The sequence below is a fragment of the Acidiphilium rubrum genome (assembly GCF_900156265.1).
Taxonomy (GTDB): Bacteria; Pseudomonadota; Alphaproteobacteria; order Acetobacterales; family Acetobacteraceae; genus Acidiphilium; species Acidiphilium rubrum.
This window is the reverse complement of record NZ_FTNE01000012.1, coordinates 39,088-62,119: the sequence shown is the minus strand read 5'-3', so window position 1 is coordinate 62,119 and position 23,032 is coordinate 39,088. Positions and strand designations below refer to the sequence as shown.

Here is a 23,032-nt window from a genome sequence, read left to right as displayed (position 1 = left end):
CTCAGGCCACGCTAACCGTACCGACCCGCACGGCACCAAACAACGGCGGTACCAAATCGGCCGTGGTGCCGTTCAAGACCGTGTCGGTCACATTGACCACAGCACTCGACGCGTCATAGGCGATCTGTGCAAGCCGCGAGTAGGGCAACCCGGCGCCCACCGGCAACGACTCGATATAGGCGGAAATCGCATCACTCACCGCCGCAATCACCACCGGCGCCTGCGCCCCCGGCGCCAACGTCAGTGTCATCGATACATCGGCGTTAACAACCACCGGACCCTGCACCGCAAACCGGGTACCTACCGGCCGCACTGCGTTCACCGCCGCAGCGATGCTCGCCAACAAACCGGCCGGCGGTGCCCCGGTCCCGTTATCGACCGTGACGACAAAACTGCCCATGCTCACGGCACCCGTCTGATCGACGTTCTCGGCAACCGAAACCGACAATCCCTGCTGCACACCAGCCACACTCTCCTCGATCGCATCTGGCGTCGCGCGTGACAAACTGGCCAGATAATTGCCGAACCTGGCCTTGAACGCCGCATCGCTCTCCGCATCCAACCCGCCGGTCATCGGTGCCGCGTTGCTCACGGTATCGATCCCGGGGATAGCGCTCGTCAGTAGCCCAATCGTCCCCGCCAAGACATCGCCCGCCGCCCCCGCCACCACGGCCACTACCGGCAAATCGATCGAGGCAATGCCCGCTGCGAGCCCATAACCGCCCGAGCCAGCACTATAGGCCGGGTTGCTCGTATCCGCGCTGACAGTGAAACTCTGGCTGCCATCGCTGGTCATCACCGTCGTCCCAACCGGCACAAAAGCCGATAGCACGGGTGCAAACCGGCCGAATGTAACAACGCCCCCCGCCGTCGAGGCCGGTAATCGCACGAACCCGAAATCTGCCCCGAAACTATCGCAATCGGTGCCGCTGCTGGTCGCCAATCGCGTCGTCTGCAAAACCTCGACGATCAACCATTGCAGCCACAATCCGAGCGACGCATTCGCCTCCAGAATCGCGCGCAAGACCGAGCCAACAGTCAGATCCAGCACCTGCGTCGCGGCCCCCTGCACGGCAGCCGCCATCTGCTCCACCATCGCGGTGAAATTCTGTAACGATAATGGCATGAAATATCCTCTAAATCCGGAAACAGCCGTTTCCGCGAGCAAGGCCGCCCAAACGCCTCAACCCAAACTCGATATCAGACGGGCAAGGTCAGCGCGGTCGCCTGACCGGTCATCGCGTCCTGATACGCAATCGTAAGCGCAATTCCCGAGGTACCGGTCTGCTCGACCGCAATCTGCGGCAAAGGCGATTGCGCAACGCGGGCCTCTGCCAGAAGCTGTGCGCGCGTCACCGCACCAACTGCGCCCGCCGCCCCGGCCACACCGACAAACTGACCCAACCCGGCACCGTAGGATAACTGCCAGATATAATCACCAGGATTGGTCAAGAGCCGTCGTAAAACCCGCTGCTCGGTCAAGCCGGACCCGCCGGCAAGCGCCAGATCACCCGACACCCCGATGGCCAGATCACCGCCAAATACCAATGCCGCATCCGCCATCACACCACCACCGATGGCACACCGGTCTGCCCACCCTGCGGATCGGCATGCACGTGCCGGTCATATGCCTGGCGCAGACGATCGACAGTACCATGCGCACCCGCCAGATCGGAAATCTCGCCACTCACCATCAAATCCCCCTGGATCGAAACCGTGCTCGCTTGCAACGTTATCGTGCCGTCATTCTTCAGTTTGATGAACGACCCGGTCTGATGCACCAACCAGAACTCGCCTACCGGTGCCCCCGGCGTCGGCTCGGCATTCGACCATACGCGCCCGATCACCACCGCCTGCTCAGCATCGCCCTCCTGCCCGAGCACCATAACCTGATCCCCCGGCGACAATGGCGCCGCCATCCCCCAGCCAGCACCAATCCATGAGCTGAGCACCGGAAGCCACCCGGATAGTGCATTCTCCGGCTGCAGCATCACCCGCGCGGCGTAAGCCGATGCATCGAAACTCGCGACGATGCCAAACCGCGCCTGACCGCTCATCCCATCCAACGCCGCCGCCCGCGCCTTCACGGCATTCCAGAACCCATCCATCATGCCACCTGCAACGCTTCAAAGCGCTGCACGAATCCCTGCCGAATATCGACACTCCGCTCGATGGTCCGCACCACATACGACGCGTCGAACACCGTCCCGGTCCCCTGCAAGGCAAATACGCTGTCCGGCACCATCGTCAGTTCCCCCGGCATGCTTGCCCGCAGCAACACCGCCTGGGCCGCCAGCGCCGCATGCCGCGCCGCCGCTTCCCGATCCACCTCCGCCTGCGTGAGATTAGGCCGCAGGAGCGTCACGCCACCGGCGGCGGTGCCGCCAGAGGACCCGACCGTGTTGGAAAAGCGTCGCTTCAATTTGGGATTCCAGCTTGTCACGGTCACCGGAGGCGCCACTAGGCCCAGAGCGCGATCCACCACCAGCGTCAGCAAATCACGCCCGAACACCACCAACGAGGTTGGCGCCGGTGCGGGTGGCCCGAAATTCAGCACGGTCCCGATCACGGATAACGAATACTGCTCGACCGCCGCCAATCCGGCGAGCAAGTCCCACCGCGTCGCATGCCGCGTGTGCATACCCAGGGCGGTCCGCATATGCGCCAACTCGTAATACTGCCCAACCGGCGTGCTCGTAGCGGTGACGTTCGCTGCCAAGCCCGCGTCCGCCGCGAACGCCTCGGCAATCTGGCTGGCGGTCTGATTGGCAAAGCTCTGGCCGACCTCGGTGTCGATCAGTCGCGCCGACAGATCACGTCCCGAGAGCACGATCTGCCCGGCTCCGAAATCCACCGCGACATTATCGAGCTGCCCGGTCAGTATGGGATCGCCCGATACAACCCCACCACCCAGCCCGATCGCAATCGTTACGGTCCCTGCCTGCAATCCGGCAAACGCCGCTGCTCCGCCCGGCGCCGCACCGGCAGCGAGCATCACCCGAAACCGATCAGCCGCGAAATGCCCGCACTGCAAAAGTTCCAGCCGTTCGACCCCAGCAACCGGCGCCCCATCAATCGCCACCGCCAGCGATACCGGACGCGCCATAACCGCCGATGCAAGCGTGTCAGACATTCGGCACACCACCCGTTGCCTGTGGATCAACCGGGGGCAGCGCCAAGGTCACCACACCGCTCAACACCGGGTCGCGCAGACCATTCGCCTGTGCAATCCGAATCCACTGCGTGGCATCACCCAGATACTGCGCTGCAATCGCGAATAGATTACCACCGACCACCGTCACCATGGTTTCGCTCATAACGCCCCCAGTCCGACATTTGCCGCAGCTCGTCCCAGGTAGGCCTGCGCCGCCGCGGCACCGGCCAGCGTCGATGATGCCGCCCCCAGAGCGGCCAAGGCCCCGATCGGCTGCGCGGCACCTACCCCTCCTGAAAAAAGAGTCGTTGCCGCGCTCAGCACCGATCCAGCCCCGCTCACCGCCTCCGCAAGGCTCGCCTGGCCCGCCGCGATACCGGCAGAACTGCCGGCGGAAACACCGGCCAGCGAAACACCACTTAAGCCACCGAACCCGGCCGCACTGGCAATATCAAGCCCGGCCTGCGCCAGCGCAGAGGGTATCGCCGTCACCAGATTCTCGACGGACAACAAGGTGATCTGAAAAGGGATCCACCAAGGCTTCTGATACGTCGCAGTGAAGGCGGTGATCACCACGCTAAACGCAAATCCGTCCCATGCGAGCGGCAGGGTCGCGCCGATGTTCAGCGCCACATCCAGCGCTTGCGCCCGCAACGCCGCATCCGGTCCGGAAAATGTCCCGCCGAACGTAATCTCACCCGCCGCCGCACCGAGCACATCCACTACGCGGCCACCACCAACCGGCTGATGCACCGCCAACCGCTGCGTACCGCCAAACTTGATCTCGGCCGGCACCTCGAAATCCCGAAATGCGACACCACCAAGCGTCACCGCAACCGACGTCATGCCAGACTCCTGATCTCAAAACCCCGGTTTGCGTCCCGGAAATATCGGCGAAAGCGCGCCATCGAACCCGGTCACGCCCGAAGGCGGTCGCCGCGCCTCATCGGCAAACAGATCACGCACCATCCGCGCCATATCTTCAGGCACGATCGCCGCCCCGGTCAGCCGCTCACCAAAGTGCCCCCTAGTCTCGACCGGCCCCACCGGCTGCCGGTCGAGCCGCCGGTCCACCACGCCCTGGTGGGTGACAACCCGGCGTCGGTGCTCATCAACCCTAACCGTTGGATCGACCGCCGCCGGCCGGCGCCCATCAAAGCCCTGATCACCCAACCGGCCACCGCGATCCCGCGCCACCGGCGCCATCGCCCGCACAACAACGCCGCCGCTTTCAGGCGCTACGTCATATCTCGACATCGGTTGGCGTGATGCGAGCATACGCCGGACCGTCCGGATTTTTCGGACACCCGCTGCCGCACAACGCCCGCTAAGCCGATCATCAATACGTCGCGGGATAATCCACACGAATCTGTCAGCCCCTCCCGCGGCACCAATGGGCGAAGCACCACCTGCAAGATTTCGCGGAACCGTCTTCATGAGCTTTGCCGCGACCTCAGCCCGCCTGATCAGCCCCGGCGGGAGTCCCCGCAGACCCCCAGCCCAAATCGGCACGCCAGGCCCCGCACGCCCTGTCCGCAACCTCTCAAACGACCATTCAGAGCGCCGCACGCGCCCCACAACCGATCCCCTGAACGACTCAGCCCGCCGCATCCCGAATCCGGCACCACCGACATGCACCGCATCATCCGGGCGCCCGGTAGCGAGGCGAACGGTCACTCCGGGCGATGAACGCGCGATCCGCCCGAACGCAGCGCCGGCACCGGCGCGCCAAGGCATCACGCGCGCCGCCAGCACACGCATCGCCAAAACCCGGCGCGGTGCCCCCCGCAGTCCCAGCGCCAACGATTTCGCCAAGCGCCGACCAGCGGCCCCGCCAAACCGCGCATAGCGCACGCCCGCCCCATCCCGCGGTACGATCATGGCGTCCCCCACAGCATGGTCTTCCAATCGAATTCCAGCCCGTCCAACTCGCCGCACGCCACAACGAACGCCAGGCGTTCCGCCTCACCCAGCGAAAACGCCACATCGAACGGCACCCCGCGCCCGACCAGATACAGGCAGTCGATCAACGCGGGGTGCCGGCTCAGTTTCCCGCCAGCGCCTTTACCGCGCCGGCGTCATCAGCATCGAGCGCCAAGGCAACCGCCTCGATCCCCTCCTCGCCCAACCGCTCGACCGCATGTTCCACCGCCGCCTCGCTCGCCGGAAACAGCAGCGGCACGCCATCCACCGCGGTTACCGAAGCCGCGAGCGACGCCACGCCGAGATACGCGTCGTTCATCGATAAATTCGCACCCAGAGCCTTGAACAAACGCAAACGGTCCAGCATCGTCAGCGTTCGCAGGCTCAACTGCCGCCCACGCGCATCCTCGATCACCCGATCGCTCATACCCGCTTCCTGGTCGATGCAAAGAAGTCGAGCTTCTGCGCAACCGGTGCGTCACCGCGATACATACCGGCCGAGCTGAGCTTGAACACCACGCCCTCGTATTGATAGGTCGAGGTCGAACCATCGACTTCACTAACATATTGATAGAGCGTTCCCGGCGGAATTGCCTGCCCCGCCAGATACGCCTGCTCGATCTGCGCCATGAAATCATCCGCGACCGACGTGCCCCGGTCCAGTGCGAAACTACCCTGCCACCCGCGCGGCAGTTCGGCACCCAGCTGCACCCCATCCAGCCGATCGATCCGCACGCTCTGCGTAACCTGGCTCACCTCGAACCCGGTGACGAACGCCAGATCGATCCGGCCAAATGGCCCCATCACCACGATCTGGCAGTCATTGCCGACTGAAAAACTGTTATATGGCATGATCTATTGTCCTCACACGGTTCCCAGCGGCAACGTCTGCTGACTGACCTGCACGGTCTGCCCGCCTTCGACATTGACGATGAATTTTTCATTGATCGCCTGATACTGCACCTGCACATCCGCCTGCACGTACCCCAGGCCCGTGCGCGAGGGCGGATTGTTCGAGATGTCGCACACCACCGCAAAAGGCAGCGAGCCGTTGGTCGAACCCAACATCCTCTGGCCCAGCATTGCGTTCAAAAACGACAGCAACGTCGAGCGGATATTCTGGAACAGCGTGGTATTGACCAATTGTCCGACATACCCGCCCATCCCGGCTGAGAGCGTATCAGCAATATAATTGGTCATCCTAGTGTAGTTATCGCCATTGGTCGCACTGTCGGACGATGAATTATGCCCCCCACGCACCCCCCAGAATGCACCACCCGGCTGCGGATTACTGATGACGTCGATCCCCGCCGAGAGCAGTGCCGCCAGGTCAGCCGTCGAATACGTATTGCTGGTCCCCGCCACCGCCTGACCGGATTTCTGGCTCCCGACCACACCATACAACGGCTTGTTCAGCGAAGACTGCTCCGGCGACAAATTCGCGAGCCGCCCCGCCACAAACCCCTGCGGCGAAACCAGACGCGTCACGCCGTTCGCCTGATCATACCACCACAGCCAATCGCCGAACATCAGCTTGGCTGCATAGGAATCGATGCCGGCCGTCTGCTTCGTCAGAACCGCGTTCGCGATCGTATCGCCCGGCGGCCCCGCCAGGATCATATAGCAGCCCTCATCGAGTCCGAACGCAACCTCAGTGCTCCATTGTGTCGGATCATCAAGATCGGCCAGCACAATGATGCTGCAACCCTGGCCCCGCAGCGCATACATTCCCGATCGGGGCAGCACATCCTGACCGATCACCATGCCCGAGGTCATTGCGGTCGCCCCATCGGTACCCGGCGAACCCGCCAGGAATGGAAACGCCCCCACCGATGGTGCCAAAGAGGACGTACCGGCACTCGCCACCACCAGGCGCGATGCGCCGCGCATCGGGCCGGTACCCGTGTTGATCGCACTCGCCACTGCCTGCCAGAATGCCGCGTCACTGCCGATGATGTTGTCAAACACCTCCGGCGTCTGCCCCGGCAAAGCAATCGTCACCCGCCAGGAATTCGCCGCCGATCCGGCCGAAACAGTCGCAACCAGGGCATTACCCAGGCTGCCGGTATACAAAGCGGTCAAGGTCAGCGCGCCCAGAATCGAAACCGACGCCGCCGTATCGGTCCCGTCGGTCACCCGCACGCAACGGAAATTGGATGCCCCTTGCTGCACACCGATGGCCACGACCGTCCCGATGTCATACTGGCGCGCCACCACTGGGCCGAACGCGGTCGCGTAATCGCCCATCGAGCCCACGATCATCGGTTCGTTCACCGGCCCCCAACTCGCACTACCCACCACACCCAGTACGTCGGTCGGCACACCGTTGAGCAGCAAGCTTTGCGGCGGCACGATCTGCACGTACAAATCCGGCACGATCAACGCGGTCGTGTTCAGCGCACCCGCCTGTGAAATCGGCATTGCTCAGCCCTCCGCCATGACGCGCACGACCGATTGCGCATGGCCATCGGCCACGATCTTCGCCATCGCCGCCGGATCGGCAATCATGTCACCGCGTTTGAAGCCGCCAAACGGCTTCACCACTACCATCTTGATTGTCATGAAATCTCCTTAACCGGATATACCGGCAATAAACGCGCCATTCGCCTCAATACCGCCAACCCCGAACAGCATCGCAGGCGTGATAGCGGCCAGCGTTGTCGGGTATTCAACAGTATAAATCAGATCGCGCCGGTACAGCGCGGCATCCGCACCCGCATCCGTGCTCGTCCCGCCCGCAAAAACCAGATGGCCGCACGACCCATCCGCCAGCTGAATGAAGTTCGGTGCCGCCAATGCCGGATCGATCTTAGCCGCCGCCGCATCCCGCGTCAGCGGGTCACGGCACCACAGCGAAATCCGAAACGCCTGCACCTGCCGCTTGATCTCCTGCAGCGCCAGGCCGCCCGCCACCACGCGCGCGGTGAACAGCCGCGCCGCCGGCACCGTCACGGTCGTGCCGGCGTAGTCGACCAACCATCCCGCCGCCCGCAGCAGCGCCGCCAGATTGCTCGCAACCGTCGGCGGCGTGTCGCGCGCCTGCACCGCATAGGGAAAAATCGCCCCATCCACCGCAATCCCGGCCAACTGCCCGGCCGCACACACGCCCGAAAAAGTCGCTGCTTGGTTCCCAATCATCACCGAAAGTGTAGCGGGCACCGGCGCCACAGCCTGCCAGACCCGTGGAAACCGCGTCGTATTCTTCACCACAGGATCGGCCGTGAACACGGTGGCGTGCATCACCCCCTGCGCCAGATCAGCCTCCAGCGCCGGCGCGTTCGGCAGGCCGCGATACACCCGGCACGTCACCGCACCACGAGGCCCCACCACGGCTGAAACCTCGCCCGTTCCGTTCGGATACACCGCAGTCGCGACCAGCGCAGCCAGCGCGTTTTCAACATCCGCCTGGTCCGCCATCACATCACACTTTCAGTCAGTGCAAGCCGCCAGATCCCGCCATAGGCGATCACCGCATCCACCACGAACTGTCGCCCCCGCGCATCGCGCACAATATCGGCCACCTGCGGCGTGAGCCCGGCAACCGCCGCAACCGCGCCCACATACCCCGGCAGCTTGGTATCGTCCGGCAGCCCGACCCGCCCACGATCACTCACGCCCCCCGGCAACAGCGCCGCCGGAAACCCCGCAAGAACAGCGGTCGCCGTCCCCGACAGGATCGCCCCATACGGATTGACCCCCGCCAACACCTGCGAACCCGGCCGCCACAGCGTCACCGTCTCATTGCACTGCACGCCCAGCACCGGCGCCGGTGGCTCATTGGTCGCCACCAGCAACACCCCCAACGGCCCGGCAATGTAATCTCCCGGCGCAACATACGCCTGATCCAGTACAAGCTGACGATACGGCACCCCGAACGGCGCCGGCCCGCGCGCCGAACCCGAAACCGGCACCGATAGCACCGCGAGCCGCACCGTCCGGTTCACCGCCACAATCGGGCAAGCACCATCCCGCGGTCGGTACGCATCACAGATCACGCCCGCCTTGCGCGCCGCCATACCCCCGCCATACGCGATGCGGTCAGCCAGCCTGACACCGTCCATGCAATCCTCAAACAATCAAAGTGATGCCGGCAGATTCCAAAGCAGGCCCCGGCGGCACCCCGATGAAACCGCACAGCCGCCGCCGCCAGCCATCGAACAGCGCATCGCGATCGCGCACTTCGCGGTGGTTATGCTGCCAACTCGCCGCAGCATCGGTATCAAGATTACCGCTCGCCAGCGGCACCGCCGCCTCCAGCCCGTTCAAGGTCGCCAGATAATTCACCACAACCACAACCTCGGTCGGAGCAAAATTATTCATCCGGTACTCGAGCGAACCATAAGCCTGGAAGAACCGCCAGGACTGAAATCCAGACGCCCCGGCACCATAGGCGGGATAGCCGCAGAACCGCCGTACATCGACCTTCTGCGCCTCGGTCAAAACCCCAGGCGCGCTGTCATAGCTGCCCGACATCTCAATACACCGAGCCGTCACCACGCGTGAAAAACACCGACCCAGTGCCCGAACCCAGCACCGCACTGGCGGTCGTCACCAGCTGCCCGGCGTCCACCAGCATGCGCGCGCCAGGCGGCACAGGGGTATCACGCACCCCTGCGGTAACCCCCGTCATACCAAACCGCACGAACGCAACCGACCCCGCCGCATTGTACACCAGCACGCTCGATCCGCCGCCGACCAGCGCGACGGACGCTGCACTGGTCGAGCCGGCCACGGAAGCCGTCCCGGCAGGCCGGAACGGTAACGAAGCTCCTGACGACATGATCGATCTCCTTCAGCCGATATGCTCGATCATCACCGCCCGCTTGAAATTCGCATTTGTCGCGGTCGGCACCACGATCGGGGTCGTCGTCGTGTCGGAAGGCGCACAGAACCCGCCGATCCAGTACCAGGATTGGGCAATGATCTGCTGCAGCCGATCGATCGGTTCACGCGTGACCATCGCGACACTGTCGATAATGTTCACGAGCGCATCCTTCGGCGCGACATCCTCCGCCCCGATCCCGGCAAAATCCGCCTCGATCAGCGCGCCCTTGCCGCAGATAATCGGCCGCCGTATGGCCAGGCCACCCGAATTCGTGAGCGGCTGCACGATCGCCTCGGTCGTCGTGACAAACCGCAGACCCAGGAAATCATTGACCATGCCCTGACGAAACACCGGGTTGTTCGAAGTCGCACCCTGAAACAACTGCCGGAAATCAGGATCGGAAAACAGCTGCCGCGCCGAGACCGGATCGAGATAGCAATTATACGCGCCATCGATTTCCGGCACCGCATTCTGCCGCAACGAGGCCACGGCATCCAGCAGCACCGACATCGTCAACGTATTGCCCGCCTGCAGGGCCGATGTCGTGAGCAGGCCGGACGGGCGGATGATCTTGCTCGCCGTTGCCGCAATCACCGGATTGCCGGCCGTGCCGTCACTGACAACAACGTCACTGGCAAACGTCAGTTGGCCCGAAAGACCACCCGGTGTCGACGATGTACTGTTCAAATCCGGCGTCACCGAAATCAGCGAATACACGCTGCTCCCCACCGTCACCTCCAACGGATAGGAAGCCGAAACCGCCGTCTGCACGCCATTGACATAAATCGTGGTGAATCCACGCACGTCATCAACCGCGATCGTCGGACCGGTGGTGCCCAGCGTCGTCAGCACGCGGGTATTGCCGCCGAAATACGGCGCGAACAACGCATTCCGCGCCAGCTCATCAAGGCTGCGTGCCGCCTGCTCGCCATTGGTCGAAGCGTTCTGCAAAAACTGCGACGCAATTCCCACGCGGCTGGTCACCATATTCAAATCCTGCGTCGCTGCATAGAAATTCAGCGTCACAGTATATTGCTCGACACCCCAGCCCTGCGGCGTCAAACCATTGTCCAGATTGGTATTGGTGCTGGCCGCCAACGGGGTCGTAACCGATGGTTTCAGCCCTGCCCTCGTCTTGGTCAGCGTCTCGCCGATCCCGACGGCGAAACTCTCGCGGTCCGCCACCATCCGGTAGCCCAGCCGCGACCGCAGCGCCTGCTCGAACTCACGCTCCAGAAACCCCTGCTGAATGATCGGCTGCAAAGATGCCGGAAAATTGGAAATACCCATGTTTGTCCCCTTGCGATGAACGCAAAAAAACCGCGCTTCCTGCGGAGGCGCGGCGAAATAAGAAAGCTGTTCTTTTTTGTAAAAAAGAACCAAAAAACTTCTATTACTTTAGTCTGTAGAATTGGACCGGCACGTACCTCAACGAAGAAAAGTTTTTTGCTCCTTTTTTGCAAAAAAGAAGCCTTCCTTTCTCACTGACTCCCCGCCCGCCGTAACAACGCAGCCCGCGCCGACCGCCACTCCTCTTCACTCAACTCCCGCGCATGCCGCGCCCGCGGCGGCTCGGCCCGCGGCACCGCCGCCGTCGAGGATGACGACCCGGCCCCGAACAACCATGGCTTCGCACGCTTCAACGCCACCATGATACCGGCCGGATCGGCAACCGACCCATCCTCCGCCAACGCCACACCATCCAGATCGATCAGCTTCAGCCCATCGAGATCGACCATCCCCGCGCGCACCGCCTCAACCTTGAGCTCCGCACGCTTCAGCCGCTCACCGGCTTCCCGCTGCACCGCGCCCAGCGCCAGCTCGGCCGCCTCAGCCCGCGCCTGCCAATCAGCCGGCGGCGATCCATCATCCGTTCTGTCTTCACTCATGCCACATCCTGTTGAGATTGATCTTGTTCCGCAACAATCCGGTCAAGCTCCGCCGCCACATCGACCACCGCATGGCTCGACGCGAGCGATTTCACAGCCGTCTCGCGCGACATCTGCCCAGCGTTCACCAAGGTCGCAATCGCCTGCGCCTCCTTCAGCCGATCATCCGCCGAGGCCGGATACCACCGCGGCCACCGCAAACTCAGCCGCACGTCCGCATCCACATCGGGCATCGCCTGCCCCATCACCCGGATCGCAAATCGCGCCCGTGCCCGCAGCACCATGCGCAGCAAAGCGAGCAACCCACCCTCGCCATACGAAATCCGCAAATTGTCCGCGAGCCAGATCAGACCCTGGTTCATCAACTCCAGCGCCCGACCCGATTGCGCAGCACTCAGCCGGTCCGCATTGGCCCGGTTACCATGCACGCTTTCCAACGCCATCTCGCGCAGCGTCCGCACATAATCGATCACCGCGGCCGAAGCTGTGCCCCCAATCTCCAGCAGCTTGGCATCACCCTTCTCGGAGACGATCAGAGCATTACCAGCGCCTTTGACCAGTTCGCGATCGGTGGTGGCGGGTTCCTTGATCAGCAACGTCGGATCAGACGCATATTTCAAGCCACGGCCCGCCTGCGATAACTGATAATCGATCTCGATGCCGGTATCGATTGCCGCCCTGAACGTGCAGGCCCCGTCGATCCCATCGCCACCCGGCAAGTTCTTGATCCACACGATCGGCACGAACCCCAGCCCATGCCGCACACTCCGCCCCTCGTCGATCTGCGGCAGCGCCTCATCGGCCACGGCCTGAGGCAGAAACCAGGTTTCACCACCGCCATCCCAGACCCGCTGAAACCAGTAGAACTGCCCAGGATCAACGTCCGGATAACCCTGCACCAGCAACTCCGCACCCCGAACCTTGTAGCGCTCAGTCACCGATGCCAGCGTGTCGGGCGCATCCTCCTGCCACACGGGCGTCAGATGCTGCGTCTCCAACACCGAGCAGAACAACCGCCCCTTCAGAACCCGCAACAGAATCGCGACCGACCCGACCGATCCGCGCAGCGCCGCATCGATCATCACCTCGTTCAAGCGGCATTCGCGCATCACATCGCCGAGTAATGCCTCGATGGCCGGGTCCTCGCACACGACCGCCGGAAAATGCCCGGCACTGAACAGCAGCGCTACCGAATCCTCCACTACGATGCGGCACAACCCATACCGAACCGATGGCCGGCGTGCCCGCAGCGGAATATATTCTCCCGCGCCGTTCCGCTCGTCGCCGAACGCATATGGCAGCGCATCGTAGATCGTCCCCTCCAACACCCGCCGATAGAGTTCGATCCGCCGCGCCCGCGGCGCCATGTGCGGATCGGCAGGAATCGTCTGACAGATCGTTTCAAACATCTTCTATCGCCCCATCAGAGTATGCAAAGCCGTCCGACTGACCGCCGGTATCTCCCCGATTGTCGTAACCGCCCGGGATAGTGCATCGACCTGGTCATCCTTGTCGCCGTTCGGAAATAATTGCAGTTCTTCAATAAAATCAGCTGTCCATCGAGCATCGACCAGCAGCATCCCGCCACGGCCGATCACCGCCGAAGACTGCAACGCCCGCACCAGTTTCGAACCGGTCTCAGGGCTCGAAACCACGTTGAAACCCGAAAGCGCACGCTTCAAATAAGCCATCTGCGCAACCCCGGCCTGCCCAGGGTCCTGCGCCAGGGAAATTATGGTCGCCACGCCATCGCCCCGCGCCGTCTGCACCAACAACCGCTCGACCTCTGCCGGGCCCACGCGCACCCGAATAACGTCGAGCACCACCAACCGCCCGTCCTCCAGCGCCCCCAATTTCAAGCCCACGGTCCAGTCAGGATCACGACCCGGCGACGCAACCGTCGCGGCCAGATCCCAAGCCCGAACGGTACGCACCACCGCAGGCGTGCCGGTAAATCGGCCGAGCAGCGGCACATCGAACGCCTCACATTGATCCACTGTCGGACTTTGTTGATAGAGCGCACTAAAAACCCGCTTGCCGACCGTTTCGCGCCGGCGGATGATTTCGGCTGTAGTCTGCCACTCGGGCCAGAGCGCCTCGCCAAGCACCCGTCCCAGCGGATCATCAGCCTCGGCCAAGGCGGGAAACCGCAGTGTGGACCAGTTCTGATCCTCCTTCATCAACCGCCCCGCCAGATCATCCACATGCCAGCGCGTCATGATCAACACGACCCGCCCGCCCGGCTTCAACCGCGACAGCAACTCCGCCCGATACCAGTCGAACAGCGAGCGTCGCGCAACCTTGCTGTCAGCTTCCGCCCAGGATTTCACTGGATCATCGATCAGGATCAGATCAGCCCGCCGTCCGGTAATCGGGCCGCGCACACCCGCGGCGAAATATTGCCCGCCACCCGTCAGCGAAAAGCGCCCAGCGGATCGGCTGTTCGCCTCCAGCGCCAGACCGAACGGTGCGCCTTGCTCGGCGATCACACCACGCAACCGCCGGCCGAAATGTTCGGCGAGGGAAGCAGTATGGCAAGCGGCGATCACCTCACTCTGCGGTTTGGAGGCAAACCAGTACGCCGGAAACAGCACCGAAGCGTAGGTCGACTTGGCAGCACCCGGCGGCATCTGCACCATCAACCGGTCGGTCGACCCATCCGCCACTCGCTGTAGCGCATCGATCAATACCAGATGATGCCGGGCCGGCTTTTGCCCCCATGTCGCACACAGCGTCTCGGCAAAGGCCTTGAAGTCCGTCACCCCGCCCGACGAGGCCGCTGGGCCCAGATCGTCGTCGCCTGCCGAACACTTCAACGCCGTGTCCGTACATAAAACCTCATCATGAAAGAATGGATAGCCCAAACTGGGGCAGGTGGGAAAGCTAAAATAACGTCGTGTTAGAAATTATTTTCCTGACCCGGAAAAATCCTCGGAATCATTTGTGTTTCCCGGTCGGCGTCACCGAAAGCCGAATGCCACCCCAACTTCACTGCGCACCACCAGCGTACTACTCGGCGGCTCGTAAAAACCATTGTTCAACGCCGATCCGGCATAATTGAAGTGCCGAACCCCAAGCCCGGCGAACAGATGCAAGGCATTGCTCAACCGCCAATCGGCACCGAGATGAACCGCCTCCTCACCGCTGGTCCCAAATCCCGCAGCAAACCCCAAGGCGGGCGCCGAAGCACGCCCGCCAACCACCGCAAGCCCCTCCGCCGTCGCTGAAATCACTAACCGATCACTCACTGCAACGTCGAACCGCGCGCCGACACCAGCGATCGCCGCCCGGTAGAACTCACCGTACCCACCGGCACCTCCGACATCGCGATACCAGTTCTGATACCCGGCCGTGACAAACGGAATCACATCGACCGCCGTCGAAAGCGCCAACGCCCTCCCCAATCGCACTTCAATCGAATTGAAGCGCGCATGATCGGTCGCGTCATACGGCGACAATCCCGGTGCCGCGCCACCCTGGATAAACCCATTATAGGCCAGCGGACCGCCGGCAAAATCATACACCACGCCGGAATAAATGCCTGGCATTCCCAACAGCGACCCCAAGCGCGATGCCTCCGCGCTAAAACCCGGCAGCACGCCGCTTTCCTGGTCCGATGCGCCGGCGAAACCCTCACTATACCGAGTACCCTGCACCGCAAATCCAAGCGCCACACGGGTTTCCGCCGCAATCACCGCCGGATTGAGCGCCACTGCCACACCATCCGCCCGCGCGACCACCCCTGTCACCGCCAGCAGAAACAGCACACCCACCAACCTGAAGATGAACGCCAACCGACTCATTGCCCGACCTTGCAAGACGAGCACTTATCGCACCAAATCGTTAAAATTTACTGACCAAACGCGGCTGGGCAATCCAAAAACCCGCGCCGTGTCCGCCGCGCAACGCTAACGCCCGCGACGTTCACGCCATCCGCAGTCGCCCGGGACTATTGCAACGTCAGCAAACTTCCATGCCGCATCTCACCCGGCGAAATCAACGCCGCCGAACCCACGCGTACCGAGTGCAACCGCCCCTCGATCTGCCGCGCCCAAAACGCCAGAAATCCGTTCAGAACCGGGTAGCGCGGCGCAATGTCCAACTCCTGCCAGACAAAACTCTGCAAAACGCCCGGATGATCCGGCATATGATACAAAATTTCCGCCGTCGTCAGCCGATACCCTTGTAATTGCTTACTTAAACTCATGGCATCACCCTCATAATCCGTTGAAAAAACCTTGTGCCACCGCGTCCTCTGTTTCATGAACATGGCATGACAACCGGGGGGTCTGGCAAGAAAAATCTGCGATATCAACGGATTAGCACTCAACACCCCAAACTGCTGCCGGCCTTGACACATCACCACCCAAGATTTAAACGTCTGGCACTCTCCCGATGAGAGTGCTAGCAGCGCCTGATGCCTCTTCAGGGTCGGCGCCGGCTGAGCCGTTTACGACCGTAACCAAATCAGGAGCGATCCGATGAAATTCCGTCCCCTCCACGACCGTGTGGTCGTCCGCCGGCTGAACGCCGAGGAAAAGACCGCCGGTGGCATCATCATCCCCGACACCGCCAAGGAAAAGCCGATGGAAGGCGAAGTCATCGCCGTCGGTGCAGGCGCGCGCAATGAAGCCGGCGCAATCGTGGCGCTCGACGTCAAGGCCGGCGACCGCATCCTGTTCGGCAAATGGTCCGGCACCGAAGTGAAGCTCGACGGCGAAGAGCTGTTGATCATGAAGGAATCCGACATCATGGGCGTCATCGAAGGCACTCCGGCCGCCAAGAAAAAGGCCGCCTGAACCTTCCCGACCCCATAATTTTCTAAAAGGAACACAACCATGGCTGCCAAAGACGTTCGTTTTTCAGCCGATGCCCGTGAGCGTATGCTCCGTGGCGTCGACGTTCTCGCCAACGCGGTAAAAGTCACGCTCGGCCCCAAAGGCCGCAACGTCGTCCTCGAAAAAAGCTTCGGTTCGCCGCGCATCACCAAGGACGGTGTCACCGTCGCGAAGGAAATCGAGCTTTCCGATCGCTTCGAGAACATGGGTGCCCAAATGGTCCGCGAAGTCGCTTCGCGCACCAACGATCTCGCCGGTGACGGCACCACCACCGCCACCGTTCTCGCCCAGGCCATCGTCCGCGAAGGCGTCAAAGCCGTCGCCGCCGGCATGAACCCGATGGATCTGAAGCGCGGCATCGACAAGGCCGTCATCGCTGTCGTCGAAGAGCTGAAGAAGCGCACCAAAAAGATCAACAACCCGACCGAAACCGCCCAGGTCGGCACCATCTCCGCCAACGGCGAAGCCGAAATCGGCAAGATGATCTCCGAAGCGATGCAGAAGGTCGGCAACGAGGGTGTCATCACCGTCGAAGAAGCCAAGGGCATCCAGACCGAGCTCGATGTGGTCGAGGGCATGCAGTTCGACCGCGGCTATGTCTCGCCCTACTTCATCACCAACCCGGAAAAGATGGTCGCGGACCTGGATAACCCCTACATCCTGATTCACGAAAAGAAGCTCTCCGGCCTCCAGCCGATGCTGCCGCTGCTCGAATCCATTGTCCAGTCCGGCAAGCCCTTGCTGATCATCGCTGAAGACGTCGAAGGCGAAGCCCTCGCGACCCTGGTCGTGAATAAACTCCGTGGCGGCCTCAAAATCGCAGCCGTCAAGGCACCGGGCTTCGGTGATCGCCGCAAGGCGATGCTGGAAGATCTCGCGATCCTCACCGGTGGTCAGGTCATCAGCGAAGACCTCGGCATCAAGCTGGAAACCGTAACGCTCGCCATGCTCGGCCGTGCGAAGAAGGTGTTGATCGAGAAGGAAAACACAACCATCGTCGAAGGCGCCGGCAAAAAGGCCGACATCACCGGCCGCTGCAACCAGATCCGCGCGCAGGTCGAGGAAACCACCTCGGACTACGATCGCGAGAAGCTGCAGGAACGCCTCGCCAAGCTCGCCGGTGGCGTCGCGGTCATCCGCGTCGGTGGCGCCTCGGAAGCTGAAGTGAAGGAGCGCAAGGATCGCGTTGACGACGCTTTGCACGCAACCCGCGCAGCCGTCGAAGAAGGCATCGTCCCCGGCGGCGGCGTCGCCCTCGCACGCGCCTCGCTGATCCTCTCCAAGGTCAAGGCCGACAACGACGATCAACGCTTCGGCATCGACATCATCCGCAAGGCAATCCTGGTCCCGATGCGCCAGATCGCCGAAAACGCAGGTGAAGACGGCGCCGTGATCTCCGGCAAAGTGCTCGACAAGGACGACTACGGTTGGGGCTTCGATGCCCAGTCCGGCGAGTTCAAGGATCTGGTCAAGGCCGGCATCATCGACCCGACCAAAGTGGTCCGCACCGCCCTGCAGGACGCCGCCTCGGTGGCCGGCCTGCTGGTGACGACCGAAGCCATGGTCGCCGAACGCCCCGAGAAAAAGGCACCCCAGGGTGGCGGCGGCGGCGGTATGGGCGGCATGGGCGGCATGGGCGATATGGATTTCTGATCCACCGCCTTCCGCTGATACGTCAAAAAGGCCGTGGAGCAATCCACGGCCTTTCTTTTTGCCGAACCGACCACGCCGCGTTGCACCGATTTTGAAACCATGAAAAAGCTCCAGGAATGGAAAAAGACCGTCTGGCCGCCTTCAGCGATGGCGTCATCGCCGTCATCATCACCATCATGGTGCTCGACCTGAAAATCCCGCACGGCACCAGCCTCACCGCACTCGCCACCGCCGCCCCAACCTTCGTCAGCTACATCCTCAGTTTCGTCTATGTCGCAATCTACTGGAACAACCACCACCATTTCTTCCAGCTCGTCCCGCGCGTCACCGGCGCCATCCTCTGGGCCAATTTGCACCTGCTGTTCTGGCTGTCACTCATCCCCTTCGCCACCGCCTGGCTCGGCGCACACCACACCGCCCCAATCCCAACCGCCCTCTACGGCCTCGCCCTGCTGATGCCCGCCATCGCCTGGTACATCCTGCAAACCACCATCATCCGCGCCCAAGGCAACAACTCGGCCCTCTCCAAGGCACTCGGGCGCGACCTGAAAGGCAAAACCTCCCCCATCCTCTACACCACCGGAATCATCCTCGCCTTCATCAACACCACCCTGGCCGATGCCCTCTACGCCCTGGTCGCCCTACTTTGGCTCATCCCAGACCGCCGGGTCGAACAAGCGATACCGCGGGAGGACTGATGCTGATCGCCTCATGATGCAGCCCTCAGGCGGTCCGCTGCTCGAGCCGGAAGGTCCACAGTGCGACGCCTAGGCCCAGCACAGCCATCAAGGCACCCACCAACGGCAGATCCAAATAGCTGACACCAACGCCCAGCGCCGCGCCGCCAACCCATGCCCCTGCCGCGTTGCCCAGGTTAAACGCGCCCTGATTGATGGTGGACGCCAGGTTCGGCGCATCCCGTGCGTAGTCGATCACGCGCGTCTGCAACGGCGACACCATCGTGAACACCGCAATCCCCCACACCAGCAACACGCCAATCGCCAGCACACCGCTGAAACTCACCAGCCGCAGCACCACCAGGATCACCGCCAGCGCCGAAAACGTCAGCACGATGGTCCGCGCCGAGTGCCGGTCCGCCAATCGCCCGCCGAGCAGGCCGCCGGCCGTCAACCCCGCGCCGAAAATCAGCAAGGCAACGCTCACCCAATGCGGTGACAGGCCGCTCACCTTTTCGAGCAGCGGCGCGATATAGGTGAACACGCTGAACAGGCTCATCGAACTCAGCACCGCCATCAGCATCGCCAGCAGAACCTGTGTGCGGCCCAGAATCCGCACCTCGTTCAGCAACCGCCCGCTGCCACCCGGCATGCCCTTCGGCAACAAAACGGCAATCGCCGCCATCGACAGCAGCCCGATTGCCATCACCGCCCAGAACGTCGCGCGCCAGCCTGCCGCCTGCCCCAGAATCGTCCCCGCCGGCACGCCCAGCACGTTCGCCATGGTCAGGCCCAGAAACACCAGCGCCACCGCCCGCGCCCGTTTTTCGCGCGGGACGAGATCCGCCGCGACCACTGAGCCGATCCCGAAAAACGCGCCATGCGACAGCGCGGTGATCACTCGCGCCGCCATCATCGTCCAATAACCGGGGGCCAGCGCGCACAGCGCATTGCCCAGCACGAACACGCCCATCAATGAAATCAGTGCGGTGCGCCTCTGCCATCGCCCGACCAACACGGCCACGAACGGCGAGCCGAACGTCACCCCGAGCGCGTAGGCGGTCACCAGATACCCGGCCTGCGGCACCGATACCGCGAAGTCCCGCGCCAACTCGGGCACCAGACCGACAATCACGAACTCGCTGGTGCCGATCGCGAAACTCGCGACGATCAGCGCTATCAAGGGTAAGGGCATACGCAACCGAAAAAAGTGAAGCGCGCAGAAGGCGCTACTTTTTCAAAAAACAGAAGCAGAAAACTTCTGTTAATTTCGCGTCTGAGGGTTGTCGAAACGCGGGGAGCGCAGGCGCGCGAACGCATCACCCAGCGCCGCCGCCAAATCCCGCCGCTCCGCCTCGCCGAGCGCCATGCCGACAATATGCCGCCCCTCGCGGTTTGCGATCGACAGGATCGGATTGCTGCCGGCGTTTTCTTCGAGTTGCACCCGCAACCACCCCGGCGCCATCGAAACCTGGGTCCGTCGCCCGCGCGGCGTTGTTCGGGTAATGGTCAACCCGGCCTCGGTCAGCAGAATCACCTCCGAAGCCCGCGCGCCGCGCATGTTCATCGAATATAGCACGATCGCGAGAACCAGCTCTGCGCCATTGAACCCGATCACCGGAAACGCGCCAAGGAAATACATCAGGCTGGTCACCAGGAACGATCCCGCGGCCATCACCCCGAACACGACATACATCCCGCGCCGGTCCATGCTGCGGTGCGGCGTCAAAATGGCTTCGAAAATCGGGGGTGGCCCCAGGTCAGCGGCGATGGTGTCGGACATAGCCTTAGTTTCGCATCGATTCCCGTCACCGCAAGAGCCGACGGCAGCCTTGCCAAACCCGCCCCACCCCGACACTAATCCGCCATGCCGACCGCACAAGCGCCAAAACCCAGACAAATCAAACCGAAATTGATGAAGCGGGCCGATATCGCCCCCTTCCTCACCGCCATCAGCCAGAACAACCCGACGCCGCAGACCGAACTCGTCTACACCACCCCGTTCACCCTGCTGGTCGCCGTCGTCCTCTCCGCGCAGACGACCGATGCCGCGGTCAACAAAGCCACCCCCGCCCTGTTCGCCGAAGCGCCCGATCCTGCGGCGATGGCCGCCCTGGGTGCGACCGGCATCGCGCGCCACATCCGGTCGATCGGGCTCTGGCAGGCGAAGGCGAAAAACGTCGCCGCCCTGTCCCATCTGCTGCTCGAACGCCACAACGGCGACGTCCCCGCCGACCGCGAATCGCTCGAAGCTCTGCCCGGCGTCGGCCGCAAGACCGCCAACGTCGTGCTCAACGAAGTGTTCGGCCACGCCACCATGGCGGTCGACACGCACATCTTCCGCCTCGGCAATCGCACCGGCCTCGCGCCCGGAACCAATGTCCGCCAGGTCGAAGACGGCCTGGTCGCCCGCATCCCACCGGCCATGCTCCGCCCCGCCCACCACTGGCTGATCCTGCACGGCCGCTACATCTGCAAAGCCCGCAAACCCGAATGCTGGCGCTGCCCAGGTGCCGGGTGGTGCGTTTACAAACCGAAGCCGACCTCCGCCGCATCACGATCTGTGGCCGCGATATCGAAAGGCAAATCATGAGCGCCGCCATACCCACCTACCGACTCGAAAAATCCCTGGGCCTGATCGCCATCGTCGCCTCCGCTGTGACGCAGGAATACGGTGCAGGGATCAATTTCGTGGTCACCCAGAGCATCGGCGTCTATCCGGCCATAAAAAATCTCGTCCCGTTGGCAATGTTCGTCACGGGCGCGGTCATCTTTCTGAAAGTCTTCCTGTACGCGCGCTTTTCCCAGGCCATGCCGCGCGCCGGATCGTCATATGTATGGACGGTCCGTGCCCTGAACCTGCCGCTCGGATTCATCCTGCATTTCGTCTGGTGGGCCAGCATCACCGCCGCCATGGGCTTCATTGCGTTCGCCTTCGGCAATTTCCTCGGCAATGCCCTGATCGCCGCCGGCATTCCGGGCGGCCACGCCATCCTGACTCCGCTCGGTCACGTCGTCACCGGCCTCGCCGCCCTGTGGGTTATCTACGGGATTCATATCGCCGGCATCCGCGACTACGGCCGTCTCGTCACGATTCTCCTGATTCTTGTGGCGCTCACCGCTCTCGCCGTCTGCATCATCGGGTTCACCACCAGCCCCGCCACCTTCGTCAGCACCGCCGGTGCCCGCACCGGCCTCACCTTGACCGCACCACCCCACCCCGGCCCGTTCGATGCCCACGCGTTTCTGGCCGTATGCACCCTGTTCATCTTTGCTTATGGCGGATTGTCCGGCGCACCCGCTTTGTCCGGGGAAACCCGCGATGCCGAACACACCATGCCGCGCGGCATCCTGCTCGCCTGGATCACCTCGGTCATCCTGTTCACCCTGGTCAGCGCCGCCCTGCTCCATGCCGCGCCGTGGTGGGCCGCCGAGGCATTGATCAAGCACAAACACGCCAATCTGGTCACGGCGCCGGGAATTCTCGGGCTTACCGCCCCGCATGACGTTGCTGCCGTTATCGGCCTGATCATCGCCCTCATCGTCGGCAAAACCCTCGCGCCGCAAATGGTCGTAACATCCCGCATGCTGTTCGCCTGGGCCGAGGATGGCCTGCTGCCGCCGATCTTCGCGCAAACCTCGCGTCGCCATGCCCCTGTCGCAGCCCTTACGCTCACGGTGGTGCTCGCCTCGCTGTTTCTCCTGCAAGCCACCTATATCGGCTGGGCGTTCGGCGTGGTCGCCCGGTCGATCACCATTCTGCTCGTCTGGCTCGCCGTCGCGGTCGCCGCCCTCAATCTTCGGCTGAACCCACGATTCCGAGCCAGCCCATGGTCGCGCCCCTTCCGCAATTCGGTCTTCACGATCCCGATCGCACTGCTTTCGATCGTCGTGACCCTCGCGTTCATGCGTTCCGTGATCATCCTGGCGCACGCGCCCTTCTATGTGCAGCCCTTGTTCCAGGGCGGGGTCATGGCGATCATCGGCGCAGCGCTCTATCGACGCGCGAAGGCCGCCCATCCAGACCTGGCCGAAACCACCGCAAGCCTCCCCCTCGAATAGCCACCCTTCCA

The 23,032-nt window shown here is 62.9% G+C and carries 29 protein-coding genes; 5 read left to right on the top strand and 24 right to left on the bottom strand.

Annotated features, from left to right (window positions below; translation table 11 throughout):
* Position 1: 1 nt before the first annotated feature.
* The 22 genes from BW994_RS10520 to BW994_RS10425 all read right to left on the bottom strand — a co-directional run bounded on the left by BW994_RS10520 (position 2) and on the right by BW994_RS10425 (position 15,998).
* Positions 2 to 1,126 carry a baseplate J/gp47 family protein gene (locus BW994_RS10520; RefSeq protein ID WP_029312176.1) on the bottom strand — a complete coding sequence of 375 codons (1,125 nt, stop codon included), beginning with the start codon at positions 1,124 to 1,126 and terminating at the stop codon, positions 2 to 4.
* 74 nt (positions 1,127 to 1,200) lie between these two features.
* A complete protein-coding gene (locus tag BW994_RS10515; protein ID WP_029312177.1) occupies positions 1,201 to 1,563 on the bottom strand; it encodes a hypothetical protein in 363 nt (120 codons plus the stop codon).
* Positions 1,563 to 2,108: a phage baseplate assembly protein V gene (locus BW994_RS10510; RefSeq protein WP_245801558.1), complete on the bottom strand. Its 546-nt coding sequence runs from the start codon at positions 2,106 to 2,108 to the stop codon at positions 1,563 to 1,565. The genes BW994_RS10515 and BW994_RS10510 overlap by 1 nt, the downstream gene beginning before the upstream one ends.
* Positions 2,108 to 3,133 carry a hypothetical protein gene (locus BW994_RS10505; RefSeq protein ID WP_029312179.1) on the bottom strand — a complete coding sequence of 342 codons (1,026 nt, stop codon included), beginning with the start codon at positions 3,131 to 3,133 and terminating at the stop codon, positions 2,108 to 2,110. The genes BW994_RS10510 and BW994_RS10505 overlap by 1 nt, the downstream gene beginning before the upstream one ends.
* Complete coding sequence (locus BW994_RS10500; protein WP_029312180.1) at positions 3,126 to 3,317, bottom strand: hypothetical protein; 192 nt, start codon at positions 3,315 to 3,317, stop codon at positions 3,126 to 3,128. Before BW994_RS10500 ends, BW994_RS10505 begins: the two co-directional genes overlap by 8 nt.
* A complete protein-coding gene (locus BW994_RS10495; RefSeq protein ID WP_029312181.1) occupies positions 3,314 to 4,000 on the bottom strand; it encodes a hypothetical protein in 687 nt (228 codons plus the stop codon). Before BW994_RS10495 ends, BW994_RS10500 begins: the two co-directional genes overlap by 4 nt.
* A gap of 15 nt (positions 4,001 to 4,015) precedes the next feature.
* Positions 4,016 to 4,411 (bottom strand): hypothetical protein, encoded by a 396-nt coding sequence (locus tag BW994_RS19235; RefSeq protein WP_139334072.1) that lies wholly within the window; start codon positions 4,409 to 4,411, stop codon positions 4,016 to 4,018.
* A 620-nt stretch (positions 4,412 to 5,031) separates the two neighbouring features.
* Positions 5,032 to 5,184: a hypothetical protein gene (locus tag BW994_RS19665; protein ID WP_156038138.1), complete on the bottom strand. Its 153-nt coding sequence runs from the start codon at positions 5,182 to 5,184 to the stop codon at positions 5,032 to 5,034.
* A gap of 14 nt (positions 5,185 to 5,198) precedes the next feature.
* Positions 5,199 to 5,504, bottom strand: a complete 306-nt coding sequence (locus tag BW994_RS10485; protein ID WP_029312183.1) for a hypothetical protein — start codon at positions 5,502 to 5,504, stop codon at positions 5,199 to 5,201.
* A complete protein-coding gene (locus tag BW994_RS10480; protein WP_029312184.1) occupies positions 5,501 to 5,929 on the bottom strand; it encodes a hypothetical protein in 429 nt (142 codons plus the stop codon). The genes BW994_RS10485 and BW994_RS10480 overlap by 4 nt, the downstream gene beginning before the upstream one ends.
* Positions 5,930 to 5,941: 12 nt before the next feature.
* Positions 5,942 to 7,498, bottom strand: coding sequence for a tail protein (locus tag BW994_RS10475; RefSeq protein ID WP_029312185.1), 1,557 nt, complete (start codon positions 7,496 to 7,498; stop codon positions 5,942 to 5,944).
* Positions 7,499 to 7,501: 3 nt separating this feature from the next.
* The gene (locus BW994_RS19660) at positions 7,502 to 7,639 is read right to left on the bottom strand and encodes a hypothetical protein (RefSeq protein WP_170198552.1); all 138 of its coding nucleotides are present in this window, start codon (positions 7,637 to 7,639) and stop codon (positions 7,502 to 7,504) included.
* A 9-nt stretch (positions 7,640 to 7,648) separates the two neighbouring features.
* On the bottom strand, positions 7,649 to 8,494 hold the full coding sequence (locus BW994_RS10470; RefSeq protein WP_029312186.1) for a hypothetical protein: 846 nt from the start codon (positions 8,492 to 8,494) through the stop codon (positions 7,649 to 7,651).
* Entirely contained in the window at positions 8,494 to 9,138 is a 645-nt protein-coding gene (locus tag BW994_RS10465) for a hypothetical protein (RefSeq protein ID WP_029312187.1), read from the bottom strand. The genes BW994_RS10470 and BW994_RS10465 overlap by 1 nt, the downstream gene beginning before the upstream one ends.
* A gap of 7 nt (positions 9,139 to 9,145) precedes the next feature.
* Entirely contained in the window at positions 9,146 to 9,550 is a 405-nt protein-coding gene (locus BW994_RS10460; RefSeq protein WP_029312188.1) for a hypothetical protein, read from the bottom strand.
* 1 nt (position 9,551) lies between these two features.
* Positions 9,552 to 9,857 (bottom strand): hypothetical protein, encoded by a 306-nt coding sequence (locus tag BW994_RS10455; protein ID WP_029312189.1) that lies wholly within the window; start codon positions 9,855 to 9,857, stop codon positions 9,552 to 9,554.
* A 12-nt stretch (positions 9,858 to 9,869) separates the two neighbouring features.
* Positions 9,870 to 11,192 (bottom strand): hypothetical protein, encoded by a 1,323-nt coding sequence (locus BW994_RS10450; protein WP_029312190.1) that lies wholly within the window; start codon positions 11,190 to 11,192, stop codon positions 9,870 to 9,872.
* Positions 11,193 to 11,383: 191 nt separating this feature from the next.
* The gene (locus BW994_RS10445) at positions 11,384 to 11,791 is read right to left on the bottom strand and encodes a hypothetical protein (protein ID WP_029312191.1); all 408 of its coding nucleotides are present in this window, start codon (positions 11,789 to 11,791) and stop codon (positions 11,384 to 11,386) included.
* Positions 11,788 to 13,200, bottom strand: a complete 1,413-nt coding sequence (locus BW994_RS10440; RefSeq protein WP_029312192.1) for a phage portal protein — start codon at positions 13,198 to 13,200, stop codon at positions 11,788 to 11,790. The genes BW994_RS10445 and BW994_RS10440 overlap by 4 nt, the downstream gene beginning before the upstream one ends.
* Before the next feature lie 3 nt (positions 13,201 to 13,203).
* Complete coding sequence (terL, locus tag BW994_RS10435) at positions 13,204 to 14,607, bottom strand: phage terminase large subunit (protein WP_245801557.1); 1,404 nt, start codon at positions 14,605 to 14,607, stop codon at positions 13,204 to 13,206.
* Positions 14,608 to 14,751: 144 nt separating this feature from the next.
* On the bottom strand, positions 14,752 to 15,594 hold the full coding sequence (locus BW994_RS10430) for a hypothetical protein (protein WP_051657409.1): 843 nt from the start codon (positions 15,592 to 15,594) through the stop codon (positions 14,752 to 14,754).
* Between the two features lie 146 nt (positions 15,595 to 15,740).
* Entirely contained in the window at positions 15,741 to 15,998 is a 258-nt protein-coding gene (locus tag BW994_RS10425; protein ID WP_029312328.1) for an usg protein, read from the bottom strand.
* Positions 15,999 to 16,272: 274 nt separating this feature from the next.
* On the opposite strand from BW994_RS10425, the gene groES reads away from it, so the two are divergent.
* The 3 genes from groES to BW994_RS10410 all read left to right on the top strand — a co-directional run bounded on the left by groES (position 16,273) and on the right by BW994_RS10410 (position 18,980).
* Positions 16,273 to 16,590 (top strand): co-chaperone GroES, encoded by a 318-nt coding sequence (gene groES / locus BW994_RS10420; protein WP_029312329.1) that lies wholly within the window; start codon positions 16,273 to 16,275, stop codon positions 16,588 to 16,590.
* A 39-nt stretch (positions 16,591 to 16,629) separates the two neighbouring features.
* Positions 16,630 to 18,282, top strand: a complete 1,653-nt coding sequence (gene groL / locus BW994_RS10415) for a chaperonin GroEL (protein WP_029312330.1) — start codon at positions 16,630 to 16,632, stop codon at positions 18,280 to 18,282.
* 116 nt (positions 18,283 to 18,398) lie between these two features.
* Complete coding sequence (locus BW994_RS10410) at positions 18,399 to 18,980, top strand: TMEM175 family protein (protein ID WP_029312331.1); 582 nt, start codon at positions 18,399 to 18,401, stop codon at positions 18,978 to 18,980.
* A 25-nt stretch (positions 18,981 to 19,005) separates the two neighbouring features.
* On the opposite strand, the gene BW994_RS10405 is transcribed toward BW994_RS10410, so the two are convergent.
* Positions 19,006 to 20,142 (bottom strand): MFS transporter, encoded by a 1,137-nt coding sequence (locus BW994_RS10405; RefSeq protein WP_342667845.1) that lies wholly within the window; start codon positions 20,140 to 20,142, stop codon positions 19,006 to 19,008.
* An 81-nt stretch (positions 20,143 to 20,223) separates the two neighbouring features.
* Entirely contained in the window at positions 20,224 to 20,742 is a 519-nt protein-coding gene (locus BW994_RS10400; RefSeq protein ID WP_051657410.1) for a DUF2244 domain-containing protein, read from the bottom strand.
* Between the two features lie 132 nt (positions 20,743 to 20,874).
* Between BW994_RS10400 and nth the strand changes: the two genes are divergently transcribed.
* The gene (gene nth / locus BW994_RS10395) at positions 20,875 to 21,552 is read left to right on the top strand and encodes an endonuclease III (protein ID WP_175612111.1); all 678 of its coding nucleotides are present in this window, start codon (positions 20,875 to 20,877) and stop codon (positions 21,550 to 21,552) included.
* Positions 21,549 to 23,021: an APC family permease gene (locus BW994_RS10390; protein WP_029312335.1), complete on the top strand. Its 1,473-nt coding sequence runs from the start codon at positions 21,549 to 21,551 to the stop codon at positions 23,019 to 23,021. Before nth ends, BW994_RS10390 begins: the two co-directional genes overlap by 4 nt.
* Positions 23,022 to 23,032 lie beyond the last annotated feature (11 nt).